The organism is Joostella atrarenae (genome assembly GCF_021764745.1).
In the GTDB taxonomy this organism is placed as follows: Bacteria; Bacteroidota; Bacteroidia; order Flavobacteriales; family Flavobacteriaceae; genus Galbibacter; species Galbibacter atrarenae.
Window position 1 is genome coordinate 224585 of record NZ_JAETXX010000002.1, and the last position, 23853, is coordinate 248437.

At 33.0% G+C, this 23853-nt stretch carries 21 protein-coding genes; 6 read left to right on the forward strand and 15 right to left on the reverse strand.

Annotated features, from left to right (window positions below):
- From JM658_RS05605 to JM658_RS05625, 5 genes are all read right to left on the reverse strand, one after another.
- The gene (locus JM658_RS05605; RefSeq protein WP_236958262.1) at positions 1-1254 is read right to left on the reverse strand and encodes a dihydroorotase; all 1254 of its coding nucleotides are present in this window, start codon (positions 1252-1254) and stop codon (positions 1-3) included.
- Positions 1251-3164, reverse strand: a complete 1914-nt coding sequence (locus JM658_RS05610; RefSeq protein ID WP_236958263.1) for a BatA domain-containing protein — start codon at positions 3162-3164, stop codon at positions 1251-1253. The genes JM658_RS05605 and JM658_RS05610 overlap by 4 nt, the downstream gene beginning before the upstream one ends.
- 167 nt (positions 3165-3331) lie before the next feature.
- Positions 3332-4819: a S10 family peptidase gene (locus tag JM658_RS05615; RefSeq protein WP_236958264.1), complete on the reverse strand. Its 1488-nt coding sequence runs from the start codon at positions 4817-4819 to the stop codon at positions 3332-3334.
- Between the two features lie 78 nt (positions 4820-4897).
- Entirely contained in the window at positions 4898-5662 is a 765-nt protein-coding gene (locus JM658_RS05620; protein WP_236958265.1) for a TIGR02757 family protein, read from the reverse strand.
- A gap of 69 nt (positions 5663-5731) precedes the next feature.
- Entirely contained in the window at positions 5732-6394 is a 663-nt protein-coding gene (locus JM658_RS05625) for an ABC transporter ATP-binding protein (protein WP_236958266.1), read from the reverse strand.
- Positions 6395-6564: 170 nt separating this feature from the next.
- On the opposite strand from JM658_RS05625, the gene folE reads away from it, so the two are divergent.
- Both folE and JM658_RS05635 read left to right on the forward strand, forming a co-directional pair.
- Positions 6565-7161, forward strand: a complete 597-nt coding sequence (gene folE, locus JM658_RS05630) for a GTP cyclohydrolase I FolE (protein ID WP_236958267.1) — start codon at positions 6565-6567, stop codon at positions 7159-7161.
- Between the two features lie 44 nt (positions 7162-7205).
- Positions 7206-7508 (forward strand): hypothetical protein, encoded by a 303-nt coding sequence (locus JM658_RS05635; RefSeq protein WP_236958268.1) that lies wholly within the window; start codon positions 7206-7208, stop codon positions 7506-7508.
- A 109-nt stretch (positions 7509-7617) separates the two neighbouring features.
- Here JM658_RS05635 and JM658_RS05640 read toward each other — a convergent pair whose 3' ends face one another.
- Together JM658_RS05640 and JM658_RS05645 are read right to left on the reverse strand one after the other, a co-directional pair.
- Positions 7618-9927 (reverse strand): TonB-dependent receptor, encoded by a 2310-nt coding sequence (locus tag JM658_RS05640; RefSeq protein WP_236958269.1) that lies wholly within the window; start codon positions 9925-9927, stop codon positions 7618-7620.
- 505 nt (positions 9928-10432) lie between these two features.
- Positions 10433-10729, reverse strand: coding sequence for a DUF6787 family protein (locus tag JM658_RS05645; RefSeq protein ID WP_236958270.1), 297 nt, complete (start codon positions 10727-10729; stop codon positions 10433-10435).
- 146 nt (positions 10730-10875) lie between these two features.
- Between JM658_RS05645 and JM658_RS05650 the strand changes: the two genes are divergently transcribed.
- The gene (locus JM658_RS05650) at positions 10876-12096 is read left to right on the forward strand and encodes a sulfite oxidase (RefSeq protein ID WP_236958271.1); all 1221 of its coding nucleotides are present in this window, start codon (positions 10876-10878) and stop codon (positions 12094-12096) included.
- 1 nt (position 12097) lies between these two features.
- A complete protein-coding gene (locus tag JM658_RS05655; protein WP_236958272.1) occupies positions 12098-12595 on the forward strand; it encodes a monoheme cytochrome C in 498 nt (165 codons plus the stop codon).
- 10 nt (positions 12596-12605) lie between these two features.
- Here JM658_RS05655 and JM658_RS05660 read toward each other — a convergent pair whose 3' ends face one another.
- The 5 genes from JM658_RS05660 to JM658_RS05680 all read right to left on the reverse strand — a co-directional run bounded on the left by JM658_RS05660 (position 12606) and on the right by JM658_RS05680 (position 17377).
- Positions 12606-13082 (reverse strand): DUF6146 family protein, encoded by a 477-nt coding sequence (locus tag JM658_RS05660; RefSeq protein ID WP_236958273.1) that lies wholly within the window; start codon positions 13080-13082, stop codon positions 12606-12608.
- A gap of 156 nt (positions 13083-13238) precedes the next feature.
- Positions 13239-13871, reverse strand: a complete 633-nt coding sequence (locus JM658_RS05665) for a DUF937 domain-containing protein (protein WP_236958274.1) — start codon at positions 13869-13871, stop codon at positions 13239-13241.
- A gap of 99 nt (positions 13872-13970) precedes the next feature.
- The gene (locus JM658_RS05670; protein WP_236958275.1) at positions 13971-14921 is read right to left on the reverse strand and encodes a D-2-hydroxyacid dehydrogenase; all 951 of its coding nucleotides are present in this window, start codon (positions 14919-14921) and stop codon (positions 13971-13973) included.
- 64 nt (positions 14922-14985) lie between these two features.
- Positions 14986-16050 (reverse strand): 3-phosphoserine/phosphohydroxythreonine transaminase, encoded by a 1065-nt coding sequence (gene serC, locus JM658_RS05675; protein WP_236958276.1) that lies wholly within the window; start codon positions 16048-16050, stop codon positions 14986-14988.
- Positions 16051-16315: 265 nt separating this feature from the next.
- A complete protein-coding gene (locus tag JM658_RS05680) occupies positions 16316-17377 on the reverse strand; it encodes an acyl-CoA reductase (protein WP_236958277.1) in 1062 nt (353 codons plus the stop codon).
- Positions 17378-17560: 183 nt separating this feature from the next.
- On the opposite strand from JM658_RS05680, the gene JM658_RS05685 reads away from it, so the two are divergent.
- On the forward strand, positions 17561-17914 hold the full coding sequence (locus JM658_RS05685; RefSeq protein ID WP_236958278.1) for a 4Fe-4S dicluster domain-containing protein: 354 nt from the start codon (positions 17561-17563) through the stop codon (positions 17912-17914).
- Between the two features lie 77 nt (positions 17915-17991).
- Here JM658_RS05685 and JM658_RS05690 read toward each other — a convergent pair whose 3' ends face one another.
- Positions 17992-18510, reverse strand: a complete 519-nt coding sequence (locus JM658_RS05690; RefSeq protein WP_236958279.1) for a hypothetical protein — start codon at positions 18508-18510, stop codon at positions 17992-17994.
- A 209-nt stretch (positions 18511-18719) separates the two neighbouring features.
- Between JM658_RS05690 and dnaK the strand changes: the two genes are divergently transcribed.
- Positions 18720-20636: a molecular chaperone DnaK gene (gene dnaK / locus JM658_RS05695; RefSeq protein WP_236958280.1), complete on the forward strand. Its 1917-nt coding sequence runs from the start codon at positions 18720-18722 to the stop codon at positions 20634-20636.
- Between the two features lie 477 nt (positions 20637-21113).
- Here the strand turns inward: dnaK and recQ are convergent, their stop codons facing one another.
- Complete coding sequence (gene recQ / locus JM658_RS05700; protein ID WP_236958281.1) at positions 21114-23225, reverse strand: DNA helicase RecQ; 2112 nt, start codon at positions 23223-23225, stop codon at positions 21114-21116.
- A gap of 51 nt (positions 23226-23276) precedes the next feature.
- The gene (locus JM658_RS05705) at positions 23277-23831 is read right to left on the reverse strand and encodes a GNAT family N-acetyltransferase (RefSeq protein ID WP_236958282.1); all 555 of its coding nucleotides are present in this window, start codon (positions 23829-23831) and stop codon (positions 23277-23279) included.
- Positions 23832-23853 lie beyond the last annotated feature (22 nt).

The following is a 23853-nucleotide window of genomic DNA, read 5'->3' on the forward strand; positions in this document are numbered from 1 at the left end:
TTAAAGTATTTCTACCTGTCCGTTTGCAATAATTCCATAGGATTTACCTTTTAATTCTTCCCCTAAAAAAGCGCTGTTTTTAGTTGATGAAATAATGTTTTTAGTGCTAAAAACATATGCTTCTTCTGGATTAAAAAGGCTTAAATTGGCATTGCTGCCTACTTTTATGGTTTCTGTAGGGATTCCGAATCTAGATTTTCCATTGGTAAGAACTTCAACAGTTTTTTCTAGATCTAATATTTTATGAAGTGCTCCAAAGGCACTTTCTAATCCAATACTTCCGTACATGGCATGGTCGAATTCTACATTTTTTTGCTCAACATCTAACGGATTATGGTCACTAGTAACAAAATCTATAGTTCCATCCTTTAATCCTTTAATTAAAGCTTCCGTATCTTTTTTAGTACGTAGAGGCGGTAATAACTTATAATTAGTATCGAATTCCTCTAAAGCATCATCCGTAAGAATAAGATTGTGTATGGCAACGCTGCAACTTACATCTAGCCCCTTATCTTTTGCTTCTTTTATAAGTGAAACAGATTTTTCAGTAGAAATTGTTGGGATATGAATTTTACCACCTGTATATTCTAAAATAAACAAATCTCTCGCTATTTGTAGCTCCTCAGCAAGTGCAGGAATTCCTTTTAATCCGAGTTTTGTACCGTTAGCTTCTTCATTTACAATACCTTTCCCTGCGATTTTATTTTCCTGAGGAAAAGAAAGTACCAATCCATCAAAATTCTGAGCATATTGCAATGCTATTTTTAAAAGATTAGGATTTGAAATTGGTTGCTGATAATCTCCAAAAGCTACAGCTCCTGCATTCTTCATATCGAAAAGCTCAGCAAGATCTACACTTTCACTTTTTATAGTTAAAGCGCCGATAGGGTATAGGGCAGTAGCTTTTCCAAGCGCTTTGGCCTTTAAAAATCCAATATCAGCATTGGTATCTGCAATTGGGTTTGCGTTTGGATTTACTGCAATTCCTGTAAAACCACTCAATGCAGCAGTTTTTAAACCATTTTCTATGGTTTCTCGCTCTTCATAACCTGGCTCTCCAATACTAACACTGCTATCAAACCAACCTTCAGAAACATGGAGATTTTTTAAATCGATAACCTTCGTATCTTCCGAAGAAGTTATAGAATCTTCGATTTTTGAAATGATTCCATTTTCAATAAAAATGTCTTTTGTTTGCTGATGAAATTCGCTGTTTGGAGCTATTATTTTAGCTGATTTTAAAAGGATATTCATTTAAAATATTTTAAGATGAGCATTTCGATACATAAAAATATTAGTGCAAAAATAACAAACCATTTCCAAAGCTCATCGACATTGTTTTTACTTTTTACATTTTTAAATGCATCAGCAACACTGCTAAAGTTATTATTATTTACAATCGTGCTTATATCAAGATAGTTTAAGAGACTTTCACTTCTATTATAATTAAAACTAACATCGATTAAAGGTAGATTTCCTTTTGTAATATTATAAATCCCAGCATTAGTCGGCAACTCTTTGGTAGTAATACTTACCCGATTATTATATGTCTGCTGAAGAGGGATAAAAGATTCATTTTTGTTTGCAATTGTAACAATTTCATCATTTTCCAATTGTGCTTTGATGTCGAAAGTATTGCTAGTTCCTATCGTAAAATAGAGGTTAGGTAGCGCAAGACTATGCTTTGCCATATTGTAAAATGCAGGAACAATAAGTGGAGAACTCTGAAAATTACTATTTTCCTTGTTTAGCGGCGCATTAAAAAGATATATGTTATTTGTTTCCGCTAGAAATGAAGTATTATTAGCATACTTTATTACGCTCGTAAAATTTCCCGATAAACTATAAGAAGCCTTTGTTGTTGGATATTGAAAATTGTTAACTCGCTCTTCAAAAACATTTGCAAATAGCGGATGGTCAAAGGAAATATCTGTAATCTGGTTTGCATCTTCTTTATCAAAACTTACCAAAGAAGTATTGTTGAAACTCCCTAAAAATTGATTGTAACTAGGTATTGAAACATCATTTCCGGGAATAATAACAATGCTAATTCCTCTTTTGGAAGCATCAATTAAAGCAGTTTTTAAAGCATTCGAAATCGTGTTTACTTCATTTAAAATAATGATGTTTTGCTGCTGAATACTATTAAAATCGGTTGCTTTGCTGTTTGTAGAAGTATAGTTAAACTCATCTTCAGTATAGATTTTCCTTAAGAAATTATCATCTGATTCATTTATAGAAAGTACATTGATTTTATCTTCTTTATTGATTGAAAAAAATAGAGTATTGTCATATTGCAATCCATTATCATCAAGAGAAATAGTGCCTTTTATAGTTTCTTTTGGAATGGAGAAGCTAGCTTTCCCTTGGTTACCTTCAAAAGTGGCAGCCGTTTTTGCAATTAATTGAGTGTCGTTATGAAGAGCAATTGGAATATTACTGAGCTCGTAATTATTAGAAACTCGGACTTCAAGATTGTAATTTGAAAGATCTTTTTCACTGATAAAAACGCTGTCTATAGCGATGTTGTTTTTTGTGGCAGGAGAGAGCTTTACCAGATAAGGAGTTGTATTTTCTTCTGGGAATGTTACAGACTTACGTTGTTGGAAATCTGAAACGATAATAAAATTATGGATTGCATTTTTATCAGAAAAAAGACTATTCCCTTTTAGTAAGATCTCATTGAAATCGAGCTGTTCAGCGGTGTATGGAGTCGATAGCAGCTCATTTTTAATATCAGAAATCTTTATGTTTTTATAGCTTTTAGTATTGGTAAATAAAGAGAATACTTCGTTTTCAGGAATATTTTCAATTAATTGATTTACTGCTCTTGGAAGAAGCTCACCTTCGCTACCTTGGAGCTGCATGCTAAAAGAATTATCTAAGTAAATAGTAGTTTCTTCCTTAGTGATTTCGATATTTCTATTTGCGAAATAGGGCTGCGCAAAAGCAATAATAATAGAAGCAAATGCCAATAAACGTGCTAATAAAACGAGCCATTTTTTAAGTTGTGAGCTCTTACGTGTCTTTAAATTAATCTGCTTTAGAAATTCTACGTTAGTAAAAGGGACTTCTTGAAACTTACGTAAATGGAATAAATGAATGATAATAGGAATGATAAGTAGAAAAAGAGCCCAAAGAATTTCCGGATGTTTAAACTGCATTCCTGATAGTTAATTATATAATTTCAAATATACGATTAAAGAAGTATTTTAGGTATAAATTAATTAAGAGTTATAAAAAATAAGCCGCTAATACATAAAATAAAATGTATTAGCGGCTATATGTTCTAATTGGTATTACCGAAAATTAATATCAGCAATGAATAGTTTTAGTATTTAGCAGGCTTTCCTTGATTTGAAGTTGAAAGAATAAAGTTTCTTATGTCGTCGTTAGACGTTTTTAAATCTTCATTTCTTAAATACATCATGTGTCCGCTTCTATACCCTTTAAACTGGATTCTATCTTTCATTCTTCCAGAAGGATCCATTTGCCACATGCTGTACTTAGTATTAAAGTAAGTACATGCACCGTCATAATAACCAGCTTGATATAATACATTTAAATAAGGATTTTGTGCCATTGCTTGTCTTAAATTATCACGCGTATTATCTCTTTCATTATCCCAAGGATGCACATCTCCAAACATTTGGTATGGAATATCAGTTTTAAACTTCAATTCTTCTTGTAAATAGTAATTAATAGCTGGTGTAAAAGAGTGTAACCAAGAAGTAAGTTCAGCATTATAGTCTGGACTATCTCCTGCAGCCATTTTATCAATTCCTAGGTAACGAGAGTCTAATCTTCCTACAGTATATCCTTCATCTCTTAATAACTCTTTCCAATAAAAGGAGGTAGGAACATCTAAATTATGATCTAGAATAGATTCTTTTGAAAGTCCAGAATACTTAGCCATTTTTGTAGCTACTGCTTCCTTTTCAGTATTGGAAATGCTCCCACCTTTTGCTAGCGCAGGAATTAATGTGTTTATCGTATAGTTTTCTACCTCAGGAAGGACTTCCAAAAGGTCTTTTTGCTGTAAATCTGAGTCTAAAGCTTTTTGATGCCATGCTGCAGCTGCATAATAAGGTAAATTAAGTGCAGATGAAACAGGTCCACCCACACGAATTACTTTATAATCTGCTGGAGAAACCATAATCACTCCATTTAAATACATCCATTCTTTATTCTGAAGGGCTAAAGATAAACCGGCAACACGTGTACCTCCATAACTTTCTCCAATGATATATTTTGGAGATTTCCAACGGTTATTTCTTGTAACGAAAGTGGTAATCCATTCTGCTAAATATTTTATGTCAGCATTAATTCCGAAGAAATTTTTTCTTTCTGGTAATTTACCTTCTTTATCAGCCACCATTCTAGAATAACCAGTATTTACAGGATTTACATAAACGATATCTGCAACATCGAGAATAGAATTAGGATTGTCTTTTACGCCGTATGGTTGCACAGGGTATCCTTCATCATCGATGTTTAATATTTTAGGTCCGGTATACGCTAAATGCATCCAAACAGAAGCAGAACCAGGGCCACCATTAAAAGAAATAACCAATGGACGTTCTGTATTTTTATCAACGTCAGTACGGTAATAGTACGTATGAAAAAGAGTAGCGATAATATTTCCTTTCTTATCCCAAACAGGAAGTGTTCCCGTATTGGTATTATAGGAAACCTTCTTTCCTTTTATAGTAACTTGGTGTGAGGAAGTAATAATACTATCTACAGGAATCTTTCGATCTTGGGCTTGTAGAATTGTAATAGTAAGGATAAATAATAGTGAGAGTAACTTTTTAAACATTTAGGTAAGGTTTTTAATTTTAAAAGGCACTAAAATAAGACAAAAAAATAGTTTTTTTAACGGATTGTAGTAGTTTAACTAAAACTTCTCGAAAACTCCTAATCCAAATAGGGCAAAGTCGTATTTAACAGGATCACTGGCGTCTAATTTCCGTAAACTAGTATCTAATTCTGCCAATGCTTTTGCGTCATTTTGCTTTCTTTTAAGGAGGTTCAATTTTCTAGCTACATTTCCAGAATGTACATCTAACGGACAAGAAAGTAGGGAAGGAGAAATAGTCTTCCAAATTCCAAAATCTACACCACAGTCGTCGTTACGTACCATCCAGCGCAAGAACATATTTATACGTTTAGCAGAAGACCCTTTCAAAGGATTAGATACATGCTTTTGTGTTCTTGTGAGGTGCTCAATTTCAAAAAAGGTACTTTTAAATGCAGTGATTGCTGGTTGTATGGAAGTTTTACTTGCATTCTCTTGAAAGAGAATTTCCATGCCGCCATAGTTTTTATAGATATGCTGTAAACTTTTTATAAACTGAATGAAGTCGTGTCCATTGAAAGTTCTATGAACAAAGCTGAGGAGTGGTTCTAAGTCTTTCTCGGAATGATTCATGACAAAATCATAAGGGCTATTTCCCATTAAATCCATCATTGAGTTAGCATTTTTAATAATGCTTTTACGATTTCCCCAAGCAATAGTAGCTGCGAGAAAACCTGAAATTTCTATGTCTTCTTTTTGCTGAAATAAATGAGGAATCTGAATAGGATCGCTATCTATAAAATCGGGATTGTTATAAAACTCGACTTTTTCATCTAGAAATTCTTTTAATTCTGATTGCTTCAAAGGGATTTTATTTTTTAACTATTGTATTTCAAAATAATTTAGCGGGGATCTAAAGCTTTATCATTATTGTTAACTAACAATATCCCCATCGACCATTGTGAGTTTTCTATCTGCCATATCTGCTAACTCTTCGTTATGGGTAACAATAACAAATGTTTGGCCAAATTGTTCACGGAGCTCAAAGAATAGATTATGAAGTCGGTCGGCACTTTCTGAGTCTAAATTCCCACTAGGCTCATCAGCAAAAACAATTGAAGGGTTGTTTATTAAAGCTCTAGCGACTGCTACTCGCTGTTGTTCTCCTCCAGATAATTCATTGGGTTTATGATCTATTCTATGGGATAACCCTAAGAAATCCAACAACTCTTTAGCTCTCTTTTCTGCAGCAGCTTTAGGTGTTTTTTTTATAAAAGCTGGAATACAAACGTTCTCTAATGCTGTAAATTCTGGTAACAACTGATGAAACTGAAAGATAAACCCGATATGTTCATTTCTAAATTTCGCTAAATCTTTATCATTTAGTTTGCTAACTTCTGTATCATTAATATGAAGTTTTAGCTCTTTATTTTTATCAGGCTTATCTAGGGTTCCTAAAATCTGTAGTAAGGTAGTTTTCCCTGCACCAGAAGCACCAACAATAGAGATAACTTCCCCTTTATTTATTTCAACATCAACTCCTTTTAATACTTCAAGAGAACCGAATGTTTTGCGAATGTTTGTAGCTTTTATCATAAAAGATTGTAAAGTGCTAAGTTACTTATTCAGCAATTAAAACAAAAGCATATGCTAATTCTATTTTTGAGGTATAAATTCTGCTCTATGTACTTATTTTTTCTGTTAATAGCGAAGAGAATGATAAATTTTAAGTATATTTTTGAATTGAAATCAAATTTATAGACAGAATGAGTTACCATAATTTTGAAGAATATAATATAAAAGTAACCGATAAGATTCGAAACCAATATAGTAATATAATTAACGAAGTTGGAGAAGATGCTGCTAGGGAAGGTCTTGTGAAAACTCCAGAGCGAGCTGCAAAAGCTATGCAGTTTTTAACACAAGGTTATCAGCAAGATGCTGCAGAAATATTAAAGGGAGCTATGTTTAAAGAGAATTACAGTGAAATGGTAATCGTTAAAAATATAGAATTATACTCGTTATGTGAGCACCATATGTTACCTTTTTTCGGGAAGGCACATATTGCATATATTCCAAACGGACATATTGTAGGATTGAGTAAATTACCACGTGTAGTAGATGTATTTGCTAGAAGACTGCAAGTGCAAGAGCGACTTACGCACAATATTTTGGAGTGTATTAATAACACTTTAAAGCCTCAAGGTGTGGCCGTTGTTATAGAAGCTTCACATATGTGTATGATGATGCGAGGTGTTCAAAAGCAAAACTCTGTTACAACAACTTCTGGTTTTAGAGGTCAGTTTGAAAAAATAGAGACTAGAAATGAATTCCTAAAGTTAATTAGTTCTGATTTAGGATAATATTTTGGCATCCTTCTTGTTTTATAGTTATTAAAAACTACTTTATGATTCAAACAAATGATAGTAAATACAAGAAACTATTTTTAGGGTTGCTTTTTGATGCCTTAGGAATGGTCTCTTATGCTATTCCGGGAATTGGAGAGTTTTCTGATATCATCTGGGCACCAATTTCTGGCTGGTTAATGACGCGCATGTACAAAGGAAGAATAGGGCAAGGAGCTGGTGCAATCTCTTTTATCGAAGAGTTGATTCCAGGAATGGATATTATTCCCACATTTACCTTGACATGGATTTATACGTATGTTATAAAGAAAGAAAAAGCTTCTGAAACAATTACGATTTCATAGGCTGAACATATTATTTAAGATTTTAAAAGGCTAATAAAATAGTAATACATAAAAAACCCTCGAGAAGAATTCTCGAGGGTTTTTGGTTTTATATAATTATTGGAACTAATTAAAAAGGAACGGAAACCCCAATATTTATGTTTCTTCCGATGTTATAAATTCCATCCGTTTTCAATCTTGATAAATGAGAAACATACTCTTTATCAAACACATTGTTAGCAGATAGTTTAATATCAAATGGTTGGTTACCAGCATTAATAGTAGCTCCAAGACCTAAGTTTACTAAAGAATAGCCACCTGTGCGTGTTTCAAAATCACCTACATTATTTTTATCAAATATATTCTGAAGTGTAACAAAAGCATACTTTTTCGATACGTGCTCTCCTTCAAATTCTACTCTAAAAGTATTTGAAAGTTTGTTTGCAGGAATAAGTGGAAGATATAGATCTGAGTCATCTAATTTACCAGTAACCGTTTCAAAACTACCTTCAAAATGTAACCAATCTAATGGATGTGGATGTAAATGAAAACCAACTTCACCACCATATAAATTACTATCGTCTTGAACGTATTGATATACTGGGTCTTCATCAATAAAATCGCCTGTAGGTTGCAAATAAATATAATCGCTAACGCTATTATAAAAACCATTTACAAAGAATTCAATATGTTCATTTCCATATTCTAAAGAAAGATCAGTTTGAAAATTTTGTTCATTTTCTAGGTTTTCATTTCCTATTTCATATCTGTTAGCGCCACTATGCCCGCCATTAGATGTAAGTTCTGCTAAATTAGGAGCTCTAAATCCTGTTGCAAGATTTATACGTGCTATAATTCTCTTAGCAATTGTAGCTCTGTATCCTGCAGAAACATTGAAACTATTAAAATTTCTATCTAAAGCTGCTATATAAGATTCGCTATTTGGTTCGCCTGTTTCTTTAGCTTCAATATCTCTAGTGTCATATCGTAAACCGAATTGGATATCGCTATTTTCCATATGATAATGAGTTGTAACCATAGCACCAAAATCTACAGTTGTAGCATCTGGAATCAGCACTTCTTCCCCCGAGTTTTCATTGGTTTGATGCATTCCTTGAACTCCAAAAATTGTTTCGAATCCACCTAATTTTGGCATATGGTATTGGATGTTATAACTCAATGTATGGAGTTTCATATTTAATGCAGCTTCTTCACCATGCTCATGTTCATCATGTTCGTGCTCTTCATCGTCATGATGATCTTCATCTTCATGCTCTTCGTGATCATCATGATCTTCTTCTTCTCCGTGGTGATGTTCGTCTTCAAACTCTTTACGGTTGTTGGCAACATACCCCAAAGTAATATCAAGGCTACTTTTATCAAAAAAGAGAGTGTTTTTAGAGCTTATAATATAATTATCAATTTCTTGGTACGGAAGTAAAGGGTCACGATCTCTATTTTGTTCTCCAATTTCTTCTGGAATTCCTAAGTTTGACCTATTAAAATTATATCGTAATTCTGTTTTGAAATTAGTGTCTTGGTATCCAAAACCAGATTTTAAGTCGTATTCATTAAATCTGGAGTTGGTAGTATAAGTACCATTTCCATCTTCATAATCTGCATGAGAACCATAGGCACCGCGCACTAAAAATTTAACTTTATCACCTGAAGTTTTAAAACCACCATTAGCAGTAAACCCTTCGGTGTTTGTAAAGTAATTCATATTTACATCGCCTTCAGTACTATTTTGTGCCGCAAATTTCTCAGGATTTAAATATAAAACACCTCCAAGGGCATCAGAACCATAGAGTAAGGAAGCAGGGCCTTTTATAACCTCTACACTTTCTATACCAGCATCGTTAACACCAAGACCGTGTTCACCACCAAACTGCTGGTTTTCTAATCGAACTCCTTGTGTGTAAACCAAAACCCTATTTGAACTTAGTCCACGGATTACAGGTTTTCCAATTCCAACACCAGTACTAACACTTTCCACTCCACTTATTTCTGTGATTCCATCGGAGAGCGTCATTGCACCTTTCGTTTTTAATTCTTCGATGCTTTGACGTTCTACTTTCATTACATTCTCACTTTGCAACTTATGGAATGGAGTAGAAACGATAACTTCTTCCATCTCTATTGCAGAAGGTGTTATTTGTATATCAAGGCGTGTGTTTTCTTTGATATAAATGTCTTTTGAAAAAGTTTTAAAGCCAACATTAGAGACCACTATTTTATAAGTTCCTTGCGGAAGATCTTCTAGTAGATAAGTCCCGTTTTCCGTTGTACTTGTACCTTTTTCTAATTGAGGGAAATATATAGTTGCAAAAGGGATAACTTCATTTGAATTTGTATCGGTTACAGTTCCGTTGATACTGTTTTGTGCGCTTATAATGGACGTTATACTCACTAAGAGTATAAGCAAGATGCTATTTTTCATAAATATAATTTATTCTATAGTAGCTCCTTTTTTTACTGAATATTCTTCAGCAGAAAAAGAAACTATTCGCTATTTTTTAAAGTAAGTTTAAATTGAATGTAATTACTACCCAGTACTAGTGTATGCTTAAAAGCAACGCAATGGCATATGAAAATAAGGTAGTTAGCTGAAAATAAATTATACGATAGGAGGACCCCGAAGCGAGAAGTGTAAAGCTTGATATTCGCTTAAGAAATTATAGTAATTGAAATTTTGTACCGAAGGAAGGGTAATAATATTAAATGTAACTTCTTCAGGAGTAAAATTTATCTGATATGTGTGATGAAATTTAAAAAGTTGACACTCAAAATCGGATTCATGGAAGTGTGTTTTTAAATGTTCGTTACATTCAACATGACCATCTTCAATAAAAAAATGAGAAAACTTTAGCGCAGAAGGAATCAGTATTGCTGAAATAAGCAAAAATGAAAAGAAGCCAATAAGAAGATTCTTTATGGATACCACACTACTTAATTTTTATTCCCATTCTGTTGAGCATCTTTTTTTCAAATTCCCAGAAAAATTTAAATTGCCCAAATAGCCAGCCAAAGAAAACCAATAACACCTGATAAATAGGGAAGATTAACAAAATTCTAACAATCCAATATAAAACAGGATGTAGAGAATCTGGATGTAAACCAATATATTCCGTAATAGGTCCTGCAATCTTTGCTGCTGTAGATCCAGTGATCGCAAACACAATAAAGATTATAGTTAATTGAAAGTTCGAATTTATTCCCCAGCGTTTTTTTAGTTTTTCCATCTGCACGTATTATTTACAAATATAAATTAAATTTTTAGGTTGCGTAAATTGTTGAGGGTTACTTTCTCGACAGGGTATTTAAAATGGTTAAACATAAAATGTACCTTTAAAATTTTTATATTTGTTTTACTTAACGATCCAATACTATGCAAAGACGAGATTTTATCAATAAAACAATCCTAGCTTCTGCAACTTTGGCAGCAGGAACTTCTATTGTTTACGGAAAGTATTTACCAAAGGACTATACGCCATTAATTTTACAAGATCCAGATCCATTTACTAAGTTTGGTAAGGATAAGGATATGATTGTTTTAAATGATAAACCTTGGAATATAGAATCTAAGGCACATTTATTAAATGATAAAATCACTCCTAATAAAGCCATGTTTATTCGTAATAATGGCTTGCTTCCAGAAAATATAGATGTAGATAATTGGACACTTACTATTGATGGAGAGTCTGTTAAAGCATCAAAAACATATAGTTTAAGCGAATTAAAAAGTAAGTTTAAGCATTATACATACCAACTAACATTAGAATGTGGTGGTAATGGGCGTAAAGAATTTAATCCGCCTGCAAAGGGAAATCAATGGGGACTTGGAGCTGTACATTGTGCAGAATGGACTGGTGTACGTTTAAGAGATGTTTTAGAGGACGTAGGTATAAATAGCGATGCTGTGTATATTGGATATCATGCAGCAGATATTCACCTAAGTAGAAGTCCAGATAAAGAGCCTATTTCTCGTGGGTGTCCAATGGATAAAGCACTTCAAGATGAAACGCTTATAGCTTTTAAAATGAATGGCGAAGACATACCAATTGCTCACGGATATCCATTGCGTTTGATTGCTGGTGGATGGCCAGCATCGGTATCTGGAAAATGGCTTCAAACAATTAGTATTCGTAATATAGTCCATGATGGTCCAAAAATGACAGGCCAAGCCTATCGTGTACCATGTAAACCTGTTGCTCCTGGAGAAAAGGTAAAAGATGAAGATATGTGTATTATTGAATCTATGCCTGTAAAATCTCTAATTACCTATCCTAAGACCGGTGCAACTCTTAAGTTAGGAGAAAAGCTTTCTTTTAATGGGCATGCTTGGGCAGGAGATTTGGAAGTTAAGAAGATGGAATACTCTATAGATTTTGGAGCTACATGGCATGAATGTAAGTTGGAGGCTCCAAAGAATAAATTAGCTTGGCAACATTTTTCTGGCTCTACAGACTTTCCTGAAGTTGGGTATTATGAAGTGTGGGCTAGAGCAACGGATAGTAATGGCAAAGCACAACCTATGGTGCTTCCAGGGTGGAATCCAAAGGGATATTTAAATAATGCATGTCATAGAATTGCGATTAAGGTAAGCTAAGATGGATAAAAAAGAGCATTTTTTAAAAGCAGTAAATGTATTTTCTCAGAGCCTAGCTTTATTTTGCGCCTGTATATTTATTTTAGGAGGTTTTTTATTGTATTTGACATTTAATCCTGATTCTGAATTATTCAAAAAATCTTTTGAAGTTGCAGAGGAGCAAAGTGCAGAAGTTGTAAAGGATAAAGTTCCTGAAGAAGCAGAAGTAACTGGAATTAAAGATGGAATCCATGTGGAAACTGGATTTGTAGAAGGGAAAGGGCTTCAAGCTGTGATAAATAATTGTACCAATTGCCATTCTTCAAAATTGGTTACTCAAAACCATATGACTAAAGAAGGTTGGCTTACTACTATACGTTGGATGCAAGAAACTCAAAATCTTTGGGATCTTGGAGATCAAGAAGAAATTATTTTAGATTATTTAGCAACTAATTATGCTCCAAAGAATAAAGGGAGACGTGAAAATTTGGTTGTTGATGAATGGTATGAGTTGAATTAACCAAAATATTTTAGTTCAATCTAGGGTAGAAAGGTCCTAAACGTTGATTGTATTTGCGTTGAAAGTATAAGAAGTAATTGTAAAGTTTATAATTAACTTTATAACCGTAATCTATATTTGGACTGTAATCTATCTGCATTTCATATAAATTTGGGTCATACAACATAGGATTCATTGCCCGCTGATTCCAGTTTATAACATAGATATTATTTCTATTCTCTAAATATTCTTGAGAGTAATATCCTTCAGGATGCGCTATACTATTTAGCCAACTATAATATCCTGGATCGATAATTATTATTTCATATTCTGTTTTGTCATCTGCTATCCTAACGGTGTCTTGTGTGCCTTTTGCATTAAAAGCGTTTTTTTCTTCTTCAGAAATGTTTAAGTCCATTTCCTCTTGATCATAAGAACTTGTTTTTTGTGTTGAAGAGCAAGACAAAAATAATAGGAGTAAGGTAGTTAATGTGATTATATATTTCATAATATCAATAGCTTTAGGTTTACTGCTTAAAAATGAGATCATAATTTAATAATTACTCATTATGTTACTTATAAGATATAAAAAAATCCCCAATATATATTATGGGGATTTCTGTCTTTAATATTGAATTATTATGTTCTATATTTAATTTTTGGTTTAGCTATTTAAAAAGTTACCTAATAAACCTCCTAGGCCTCCTTTTTTCTTATTAGAACCTACAACCATGTCGGCAACATCGTCTAAAACACTTCCGTCACCGTCACTATCTATTAAAGAAGTAATTAAACTTTGGTTGTCTTGAGACTGACCTCCAAGCATACTTCCTAGTAGACTACTCATATCATTAGAACCACTTACATTATTTTGTTTGGTTTCTTTTCCAAGATATCCCAATATTAATGGAGCAGCCATTTTTAGGATCTGACTAACAGTACCTGCGTCTATTCCTGTTTTACTACTAAGAGTATTTTCAACTGAAGCCTCTTTTCCTCCGAGAAGGTGACCGAGAATTCCAGCTCCATCACTTATTACAGAATCATCTACGCCACCATCAAAGAATCCTCCTAAGTTATCAAGAATACTTCCGTCATGTTTAGTATTTATAGCATTCATAAGTCCTTCTGCTCCTTCGGGAGTAGATGCGTTCTTTTTCATGGCTCCAGTAAGAAGGGGTAAAGCCATACTCAATAAGTTTGAAGTTTGACTTTCTGAAGTTCCAGATTGACTACTAATTCCTCCAATTATTTGACGACCCATTTCGCTATCTAATAAACTTGCTAATCCTGACATTTTTTATATTTGTTTTAAAGTTATAATTTCTTACAAGTTACAAAAAAAAGTTCTTCATTTCTGAAGAACTTTTTTAAATGTATAGAAAATATAATCTTATTACTTAAGCAATGCTGCAATTTGATCAGCTAATTCTACACCGATTCTATCTTGTGCTTCACTAGTTGCTGCACCAATATGCGGTGTAAGAGAAACGTTTGGATGCATAAGTACTTTTATTGCTGGAGTTGGTTCGTTTTCGAAAACATCGATTCCAGCAAATGCTACTTTTTTACTATCCAAAGCGTTTATAAGTGCTACTTCATCAATAACACCACCACGGGCAGCATTAACAATACCAACACCATCTTTCAATAATTCGAATTCTTTCTTACCAAGAACGTATTCTTTTTGTGCAGGAACGTGTAGCGTTATAAAGTCAGCTTGTTTAAGAAGCTCTTCTTTAGATATAGTTTTGATTTTGAAGTCTACTTTCTGACCATCAAAGAAATTAAGTCCAATAGTTACTTCATCCATAAAAGGATCAAAAACAACTACTTTCATACCTACACCTAAGGCTATTTTGGCAGTTTCCTGACCAATTCTCCCGATTCCGATAATTCCTAGTGTTTTACCTCTTAATTCTACTCCAGAAGCATATGCTTTTTTAAGTTGACCAAATTTACTTTCTCCTTCTAAAGGCATATTTCTGTTAGAGTCATATAAAAAACGAACTCCACCGTATAAATGAGCAAAAACTAACTCTGCAACAGAAGCAGAAGATGCAGCAGGAGTATTGATAACATGCAGTCCTTTTTCTTTTGCATAGGCAACATCGATATTATCCATACCAACACCACCACGACCAATAAGTTTTAGGGATGGACACGCATCAATTAATTCTTTACGTACTTTAGTGGCACTACGTACTAAAATAGCATCTATTTGGTTCTCGTTTATATAACTTTCAAGTTGTTCTTGAGCAACTTTTGTAGTGATGATATCAAAACCTTTGCTTTTTAAAGCGTCAATTCCACTTTGAGAAATACCATCGTTTGCTAATACTTTCATCTTATTTTATTTTTCAATTTGTGATAGATTCTAATCTATTATTCAATAGAAACCTATCTACTTTTTATACTTTTTTCTCTAATGCTTGCATAGTATCTACAAGTACTTGTACGCTTTCAATAGGAAGCGCATTGTACATAGAAGCTCTATATCCACCAACGCTACGGTGTCCGTTTATACCATTAAGACCAGCTTCTTTTGCTAATGCATCAAAAGTTTCTTTATGTGCTTCGTCAACCAAATTAAAAGTAGCATTCATTGTAGAACGATCTTCTTCTTTAGCAAAACCTTTAAACAACGGATTACGATCAATCTCGCCGTAGATTAATGCTGCCTTCGCATTATTACGCTTTTCGATTTCAGCAACACCACCTAAATCTTTTAACCATTGTAGCGTCAACATAGATACATAAACAGCAAAAACAGGAGGTGTGTTAAACATACTATCTTTTTCTGCATGTACACGGTAATCTAACATAGAAGGAATAGCTCTTTCTACATTTCCTAAAACAGACTCCTTAACAACAACCAATGTAGTTCCTGCTGGACCCATATTTTTCTGTGCACCCGCATAAATAATGTCGAATTTAGAAAAATCTAATACACGAGAGAAGATATCTGAGCTCATATCGCAAACCAATGGAGCTTTTACTTCTGGGAATTCTTTTATTTGCGTTCCAAAAATAGTATTGTTGGATGTACAATGGAAATAATCAATATCCGAAGGAATCTCATATCCTTTTGGAATATAATTAAAGTTAGCGTCTTTTGAAGAAGCAACTTCTACAACTTCTCCGAACAATTTAGCTTCTTTTATTGCTTTAGAAGACCATGTTCCTGTGTTTAAGTATGCTGCTTTTTTATTTAATAGGTTGTAAGCTACGTTTAAAAATTGTGAGCTTGCTCCACCTTGTAAAAATAACGCTTTGTAGCCTTTATTTTGAAGTCCTAAATGCTCTAACGCTAATTCTTGCGCTTGATCCATTACAGCAATAAAATCTTTGCTACGATGAGAAATTTCTATTAGTGATAAATCTAAACCGTTAAAGTTAACAACGGCTTCTGAAGCTTTTTTTAATACCTCTTGAGGTAAAATGCAGGGACCTGCACTAAAATTATGCTTTTTCATAAAAATAGTTAGTTGTGTTTTATGTTTACAAATTTCCAAATTTCTTATAGAAATACTGTTATCAAAAGTATAATAATTTTGTTGAAATGCTAACAAAAACAAAGGAGTTGTTAAATACTCATTGTTGTATTTGTTAAATACTTACCAAGTTGACACGTGTTTAGAAATAAACATATATTTATTTTGCTTTTAGATATGGAAAAAAAGCAAAATATTAAGAAGATTATATATTGATAATATTATTTAGATCACTACAAATAGGGAGTTAAAGCTTTAATAAAAACTTAATCGTATCTACTCCATCTGCATAATCCCAAAGTTGAGGATACTGTGTTTGTCCAAAATCAACTTCATTATCAAAAAGTCCGTCGGCAACTATACATTGAATTTTTTCTTCTTCAGCATTTAGCTTTTTCTTTAAAGCATCTGTAGTTTCATATTTTTCATAAAATACGGTAGCAATAGGAGAAGCATAATTTTCGTCTTCCTTCAGCATTAAAAAACCATTATCTAAAAGCTTATAGAGGCTCATTAGGTAAACAGCTTTGTTATAATCGTAATTGTTTGCATATTTATGTTCGTGGATAATATCTCCATAGCTAAAAATAGCATTGAAAAAATCATCAAAATTATAATCTTGAGGAACATAAAGTTTAGAAACACTTCTGCAACCAAGTCCATAATAGGTAAAAATATCTTTTCCGAGTGATTTTAATTGTTCTGGAGATTCATTTCCAGTTAGAACAGCAACAGAATTTCTATTTTTACGGATTATATTAGGTTTGCTTCCAAAGTAATATTCAAAATAACGAGCAGTGTTATCGCTTCCTGTCGCTATTACAGCATCAAAACCTTCCATTTTTTCATCAGTAAAGGTTATTTTCCCTTTAAAACTAGGTTCTATATGTTCTAGATATTTTGATAAATAGGGGAGTAGATGCTTATCATTTTTAGACTGTTTTATTAACACATGGTGTCCTGTAATTAATACAGATATAAAATCATGAAAACCCACTAATGGAATATTACCAGCCATTATAATAGCTACTTTTTTTGGAGACACTTCATCTATAAGATAACCTGAAAGCCATTTTTTTATGTTAGAAGTAGTCAAAGCATCAGCCCAACTTTGTAGTGAAAACTGTAGATTCTCTTTTGTAAACCAATTATTATGTTCTTGTGCTAGTTTCATTTGATGTTTAAATCCGTCGATAAATTCGGATTCTATCTCATTAGCTTTAACTTCATTCTCTTCATTAGAGGTAAATTGAGCTATAAAAGCACCAAGTTTAACAAAAGCAGTAATTCTGTTGTGAATGTCACTCATTATATTTGGTTAAGATTTTGTTTGTCTTTATTTTTGACATGGCAAATTTACACAATAGAACTGAGGAGTAGTTTTATTCTTTCTAAATTTATTTAAAATGAAAGGAAAAATATATAAATACGACCTCATAGAAAGTGCTTAACTTTGCAACTAGTGCAATTTTAATAATGAAAAAGAAGAGTTATGGCTATTATAATTACTGATGAATGTATTAATTGTGGCGCTTGTGAGCCAGAATGTCCAAATACAGCAATATATGAAGGAGCAGACGATTGGAGATATAGTGATGGTACTTCGCTTAATGGAGATGTAGTTCTTCCTGATGGAAAAGCTGTGAATGCAGATGATGCTCAAGATCCAGTAAGTGACGAAATATATTATATCGTTCCAGATAAATGTACTGAGTGTAAAGGTTTCCATGAGGAACCTCAATGTGCTGCGGTATGTCCTGTTGATTGTTGTGTACCAGATGACGATCATGTAGAAAGCGAAGAAGTATTATTAGGGAAGCAAAAATTTATGCATCCAGAAGACTAACAAAACGGTTAGTTTAAACAATAAAAAAAGGGATTCAATAAAATTGAATCCCTTTCTGTTTATAAATAGGTTCTTAATTATTGTTTTGTATAAACACGCTTAATAATTTTATTTTCGTCTTTATTAAAGTATTCAATTACAAAATCTCCATTCTTGTCAAAATATCCAACACCGTTTCCGTTGTTTGTAGTTACTTTATATTGATCATCTGCCGTGTTAGAAATAACAGCTGTTAGATTTTCATCATCAGAATTTATTGTAAATCCATCTGTTTCTGGAGAAAATTCACAAGTAGTGCCATTACACATATAAGTACTTACCGAATCTAATGTAACATCTCCACTAACTACAGTTTCCTTTTTTGTAACCTTCATTGGAGATGCGGCTCTACTTTGATCAATTTTATTTTGATCTTCTTCACTTAATTCAATATTCTGTTCTTGTCTAACTTGAACTTGTTCTTTTAGCTCTTGTTCTCCTTTATTAGTTTTTACTTTAGTGGTCTTAGTAATTGTTTCTTCTAATACTTCTTTATTTTGAGCAAAAGCAAATGTAGTTGTCAAAATAAACGCTGATAACATTATTAATTTTTTCATGTCTTTTTTTGTTTTGATTATACATTAATATACGTCTTAATGCTTGCTCAGGATGTTAACAGACTACTAAGAAGTAATAAGAAACTGTTAATGATTCAGTTTTTTCGTTCATATATGACACTTTGTCATTTTTATTTTCATGGCATAATGATTGACTTTTACAAAGCGAATAAAAAAATTGATTTTTCAAACACTATAAAAACATAAACATGAGTAAAATTATTGGAATTGACTTAGGTACTACCAACTCTTGTGTTTCCGTAATGGAAGGGAACGAGCCAGTTGTAATACCTAATGCTGAAGGAAAAAGAACAACCCCTTCTGTAATTGCTTTTGTTGAAGGCGGTGAAATTAAAGTAGGGGATCCTGCCAAGCGTCAAGCAGTAACAAACCCAAATAAAACGATTTATTCTATTAAGCGTTTTATGGGGAATAAATTTTCTGAGTCTGAAAAAGAAGCAGGAAGAGTACCATATAAAGTAGTAAAAGGCGATAACGATACACCAAGAGTAGATATTGATGGTCGTTTATATACACCTCAAGAATTATCAGCTATGATTCTTCAGAAAATGAAGAAAACTGCTGAAGATTATTTAGGACAAGATGTAACTAGAGCGGTAATTACTGTTCCTGCTTACTTCAACGATTCTCAGCGTCAAGCTACAAAAGAAGCTGGTGAGATTTCTGGATTAAAAGTAGAAAGAATTATCAATGAGCCTACTGCAGCAGCATTAGCATATGGATTAGATAAAAAAGGAGAAGATCAAAAAATCGTTGTTTTTGACTTTGGAGGAGGAACACATGATGTTTCTATCTTAGAGTTAGGAGATGGAGTTTTTGAAGTATTGGCTACAGATGGAGATACACATTTAGGTGGTGATGATGTTGATGAAAAAATAATCGACTGGTTAGCTGATGAGTTTAAAGCAGATGAAGACATCGATTTAAGAAAAGATTCTATCGCTCTTCAACGTTTAAAAGAAGCTGCAGAGAAAGCTAAGATTGAATTATCTTCTGCAAATCAAACAGAAATCAACTTACCATATGTTACCGCTACAGCAAGTGGACCTAAGCACTTGGTAAAAACACTTTCTAAATCTAAATTTGAGCAATTAATTGCAGATTTAGTAGAGCGTACAATCAAGCCTTGTGAAAAAGCATTGAAAGGTGCAGGTCTTTCTAAGAGCGATATTGACGAAGTAATTTTAGTTGGAGGATCTACAAGAATCCCTGCAGTACAAGAAGCTGTTGAGAAATTCTTTGGTAAGAAACCATCTAAAGGAGTTAACCCAGACGAGGTAGTTGCTGTTGGAGCTGCAATTCAAGGTGGAGTACTTACAGGAGATGTAAAAGATGTATTATTATTAGACGTTACACCACTTTCTTTAGGTATTGAAACTATGGGTGGCGTAATGACAAAATTAATTGAAGCGAATACAACGATTCCTTCTAAGAAGTCACAAGTATTTTCTACAGCTGCAGATAATCAGCCTTCAGTAGAAATCCATGTTCTTCAAGGGGAAAGACCAATGGCTGTTGATAATAAGACAATCGGACGTTTTCACTTAGATGGAATTCCACCAGCACAGAGAGGTGTTCCACAAATTGAAGTTACTTTTGATATTGATGCAAACGGGATTATAAACGTTTCAGCAAAAGATAAAGGAACTAATAAAGAGCAGAACATTCGTATTGAAGCTTCTTCAGGATTAACAGATGAGGAAATCCAAAAAATGAAGCAAGAAGCAGAGGCAAATGCTGATGCTGATAATAAAGCCAAAGAAAAAGTAGATAAGCTTAATGAAGCTGATGGAATGATTTTCCAGACAGAAAAGCAATTGAAAGAATTTGGTGAGAAGTTACCTGCTGAAAAGAAACAGCCTATTGAAGATGCTTTAGAAGAATTGAAAAAAGCATACGAAACTAAAGAAGTTGAAACAATTCAACCAGCTTTAGATAAAATCAATGAGGCTTGGAAAGTTGCTTCTGAAGAGATGTATAAAGCGCAAGCTGAAGCTCAACAAGGAGGAGCACCTGGAGGTGATGCACAAGATAGTGCAAATGCTGAAGGTCAAGCAAAAGAAGGTGATGATGTACAAGATGTAGATTTCGAAGAAGTTAAATAATTCGGAATATCACTATAACCAAAAAAGCCCCAAGATTTAAATCTTGGGGCTTTTTTATTGGTAAAATTTTACTTTGAGACTGTTTTGTAGATTTCGATAAATAAAAATATAATAAAACCTAAAATTGCAGAGTAATAACCAATCATGATTAACAAATCATCCATAACTCAGTACATTTATATTCTAAAACGAAATTATGTAAAGCATATTATGTAATTGTTAATTATAATACACTAATTTATTGTATTGTAGTAACGTGTTATTGTGTAATTATAGATTTTTATTATGCTTCAAAATATAAACACCAATTTCTTTAATTAGTAAAATTATAATTCCTAAAACAGCTGCTAACTTACCTATCTGTATTAATAAAATGTCAGATTCCATATCTATTCTTTGTTTTAACATTGCAATTATATGATGATAGATACGTGGAAAGGTTGCCTCTTAGATTTGGTTTTAAATTAACTTTAACAATTATACTTTTTCTTTATTTTCTAAGATGTTGAGACATAGTCGGATAGTCCAATAGTCGATTGCCTCTTCAAAATATTCAAAGTATGTTTTTAACTGAGCTGGGTCGTCTAAAGTAACTTTTGCTTTTTTTACAGCCTCTAGGTCGCTTGCGTTTACGAAATCCATTAAGTCTACATCTTTCCCGTCATCATTTAGTTTTACCAAATGAGAATATATAGTTGTAAGACTGAGTTTTCTTTTTTCAGCAATCTCAGCTACAGATAGACCTTCTTTATATAAAGAGTATGTTTCTAAATGAGTTTTTCCTTTTTTAGCTCCTTTTTTTGAAGCTTTATCTTTGTTAAAAGCAATAATTTTTTTTATGAATTGATATCCATAATTTTCCATTTTTCTCCTTCCAACACCATTTATTCTCATAAAATCATCATCAGTAACAGGACGTTCTATTTCGATTTCTTTTAAGGTAGCGTCATTAAAGATTAAATATGCAGGGATGTCTTCTTCTCTAGAGATTTCTAAACGTAATTGTCTTAAACGCTCAAAGAGACTGTCTTTTACTTTTTTCTGCTTTGTAGCAGCAGTCTTCTCTGGAGTTATATTTTCTTGTGGTTTTGTAAGTGCTACTTTTTTATGATTAAATAACACTTCTTTAGCTTGTTGCGTAAGCTTTAAAACATTTTTCTGATGAAATGCTATTTCTAAGTACCCTAAATTTATCATCTGCACCAAATAATACTGCCAATCTTTCCAAGACACATCAGTAGCAATACCATAGGTTTTCAGGTTTTGATATCCATTTTCTATTACATGTTGATTATGAGATCCTCTTAAAACATCGATAATTACACCAATATTTTCTTGCTCTTTTAATCGCGCTACACAAGACAGTGCTTTCTGTGCTAAAATAGTTCCATCAAAAAACTGAGGAGGGTTTTTACAGACATCACAATTCCCACAATCCTTTTCTATATATTCTCCAAAATAGCTAAGGAGTATTTTTCTTCTACAGGATAGCGCATCCGCATATTGCTTCATGCGCTCCAGTTTTGCTAATTGAACCTCACTATTACCTGCGCCATCAGCAAATTTTTGTAGTTGTACAACATCGGCATAACTATGAAATAATATTGTATTAGATGGCAATCCATCTCTTCCTGCTCGCCCAATTTCTTGATAATAGCCTTCAATATTTTTTGGTAAGTTATAATGGATTACCCAACGTACATTAGATTTATCTATTCCCATTCCAAAAGCAATTGTAGCACATACAATTTGGATTCTATCATTGATAAAATCCTCCTGAATCTTAGATCGATCTTCATGGTTTTTTCCTGCGTGGTATGCTTCAGCATTAAATCCAGCTTGTTGTAATTTTTCTGAAATAGATTCCGTTGTTTTTCTACTTAAACAGTAGATAATACCACTTTCTTCAGGGCGTTTCTTCAGAAATTGAATAATTTGTTTTATTCGTTCATTTCCTGGACGTACTTCAAGACTTAGATTTTTTCGATCAAAAGAAGCAACAAATTTCTTAGCATTCGGAATATTTAGCTGTGTAGCAATATCCTCTCTTGTTGCTTTATCTGCAGTTGCAGTAAGTGCAATGAGTGGTGTTTTAGGAAATCTATTTTTAAGATATCCTAATTGTGTGTATGCAGGTCGGAAATCATGACCCCAAGAGGAAATACAATGCGCTTCATCTACAGCAATTAAACTAATCTCGACTGTGCTAAAAATGTTTTCGAGATAAGAAAGGCTTTCAGGAGCAACATAAAGAAGCTTTACTTTTCCACTTTCAATATCTTTAAAAATTGTTTGCTGTTCTTCTGCAGTCTGACTACTGTTAAGAAAGCAAGCAGGAATACCATTTACATTAAGTCCGTCAACCTGATCTTTCATTAAGGCTATAAGCGGAGAAATAACAACGGTAAGTCCCTCTTGTAATAATGCAGGTAACTGATAACAAATAGATTTACCGCCACCGGTAGGCATAATAACCAAGCAGTCATCTCCATTGAGAACAGTATCTATAATCTCCTTTTGAAGGGGTCTAAACGTATCGTAACCAAAATATTCTTTTAGTGTACTAAAAATGGTAGTTTCTTTAATCATGATTTGCAAAGTAACAGAATACAAATCACTGTTGAAATTTAATTGTATTTTTTATTTATGAAATCGGCTCCATTCTTCTTTTAATATCCCGTAGCAGCAGGTATTTCTTTTAAAACCATCAGATAAGTATATATTTTTTCTAAGCGTCCCCTCTAATCGGGCTCCAAGTTTCTCTACAGCTCTTCGCGACTTTAAATTTCTTTCATCGATTCTAAATTCTACTTTTTCAAAACCCATTTTATAAAATGCATAATCGAGCATTAGGTATTTCATGGCAGTGTTTAGTCCGGTTCCTTGAAACTCATTACCAATCCAAGTAGCACCAATATGTAACACTTTATTATCCCAATCAATGTTCATATAGCGAGTAGTGCCAGCATATCTTTCTGATCTTTTATCAAAAACTATAAATGGAATTGCATTATTTTCTTCCGCATTTTTAAGTGCAGTTTTTACATATGCTGTAAGTGTTTGTAGTGTAGAAATATTTGAGGGTGAATACTGTACTAAATTTTTTTCAGATGAAATCGCGTATAGATTCTTGAAATTATCAAGGCTAAGCGGCATCAATTTTACAATTTCATTTTCTAAGGTCGGGATATTCATCGTTGTTGTTGTATTTTTACAC

Bases quoted from the DNA above. Each gene is read 5' to 3' on its own strand.
- JM658_RS05605 (WP_236958262.1), bottom strand. From the start codon at position 1,254: ATGAATATCCTTTTAAAATCAGCTAAAATAATAGCTCCAAACAGCGAA.
- JM658_RS05610 (WP_236958263.1), bottom strand. From the start codon at position 3,164: ATGCAGTTTAAACATCCGGAAATTCTTTGGGCTCTTTTTCTACTTATC.
- JM658_RS05615 (WP_236958264.1), bottom strand. From the start codon at position 4,819: ATGTTTAAAAAGTTACTCTCACTATTATTTATCCTTACTATTACAATT.
- JM658_RS05625 (WP_236958266.1), bottom strand. From the start codon at position 6,394: ATGATAAAAGCTACAAACATTCGCAAAACATTCGGTTCTCTTGAAGTA.
- folE (WP_236958267.1), top strand. From the start codon at position 6,565: ATGAGTTACCATAATTTTGAAGAATATAATATAAAAGTAACCGATAAG.
- JM658_RS05635 (WP_236958268.1), top strand. From the start codon at position 7,206: ATGATTCAAACAAATGATAGTAAATACAAGAAACTATTTTTAGGGTTG.
- JM658_RS05640 (WP_236958269.1), bottom strand. From the start codon at position 9,927: ATGAAAAATAGCATCTTGCTTATACTCTTAGTGAGTATAACGTCCATT.
- JM658_RS05645 (WP_236958270.1), bottom strand. From the start codon at position 10,729: ATGGAAAAACTAAAAAAACGCTGGGGAATAAATTCGAACTTTCAATTA.
- JM658_RS05650 (WP_236958271.1), top strand. From the start codon at position 10,876: ATGCAAAGACGAGATTTTATCAATAAAACAATCCTAGCTTCTGCAACT.
- JM658_RS05655 (WP_236958272.1), top strand. From the start codon at position 12,098: ATGGATAAAAAAGAGCATTTTTTAAAAGCAGTAAATGTATTTTCTCAG.
- JM658_RS05660 (WP_236958273.1), bottom strand. From the start codon at position 13,082: ATGAAATATATAATCACATTAACTACCTTACTCCTATTATTTTTGTCT.
- JM658_RS05665 (WP_236958274.1), bottom strand. From the start codon at position 13,871: ATGTCAGGATTAGCAAGTTTATTAGATAGCGAAATGGGTCGTCAAATA.
- JM658_RS05670 (WP_236958275.1), bottom strand. From the start codon at position 14,921: ATGAAAGTATTAGCAAACGATGGTATTTCTCAAAGTGGAATTGACGCT.
- serC (WP_236958276.1), bottom strand. From the start codon at position 16,050: ATGAAAAAGCATAATTTTAGTGCAGGTCCCTGCATTTTACCTCAAGAG.
- JM658_RS05680 (WP_236958277.1), bottom strand. From the start codon at position 17,377: ATGAGTGACATTCACAACAGAATTACTGCTTTTGTTAAACTTGGTGCT.
- JM658_RS05685 (WP_236958278.1), top strand. From the start codon at position 17,561: ATGGCTATTATAATTACTGATGAATGTATTAATTGTGGCGCTTGTGAG.
- JM658_RS05690 (WP_236958279.1), bottom strand. From the start codon at position 18,510: ATGAAAAAATTAATAATGTTATCAGCGTTTATTTTGACAACTACATTT.
- dnaK (WP_236958280.1), top strand. From the start codon at position 18,720: ATGAGTAAAATTATTGGAATTGACTTAGGTACTACCAACTCTTGTGTT.
- recQ (WP_236958281.1), bottom strand. From the start codon at position 23,225: ATGATTAAAGAAACTACCATTTTTAGTACACTAAAAGAATATTTTGGT.
- JM658_RS05705 (WP_236958282.1), bottom strand. From the start codon at position 23,831: ATGAATATCCCGACCTTAGAAAATGAAATTGTAAAATTGATGCCGCTT.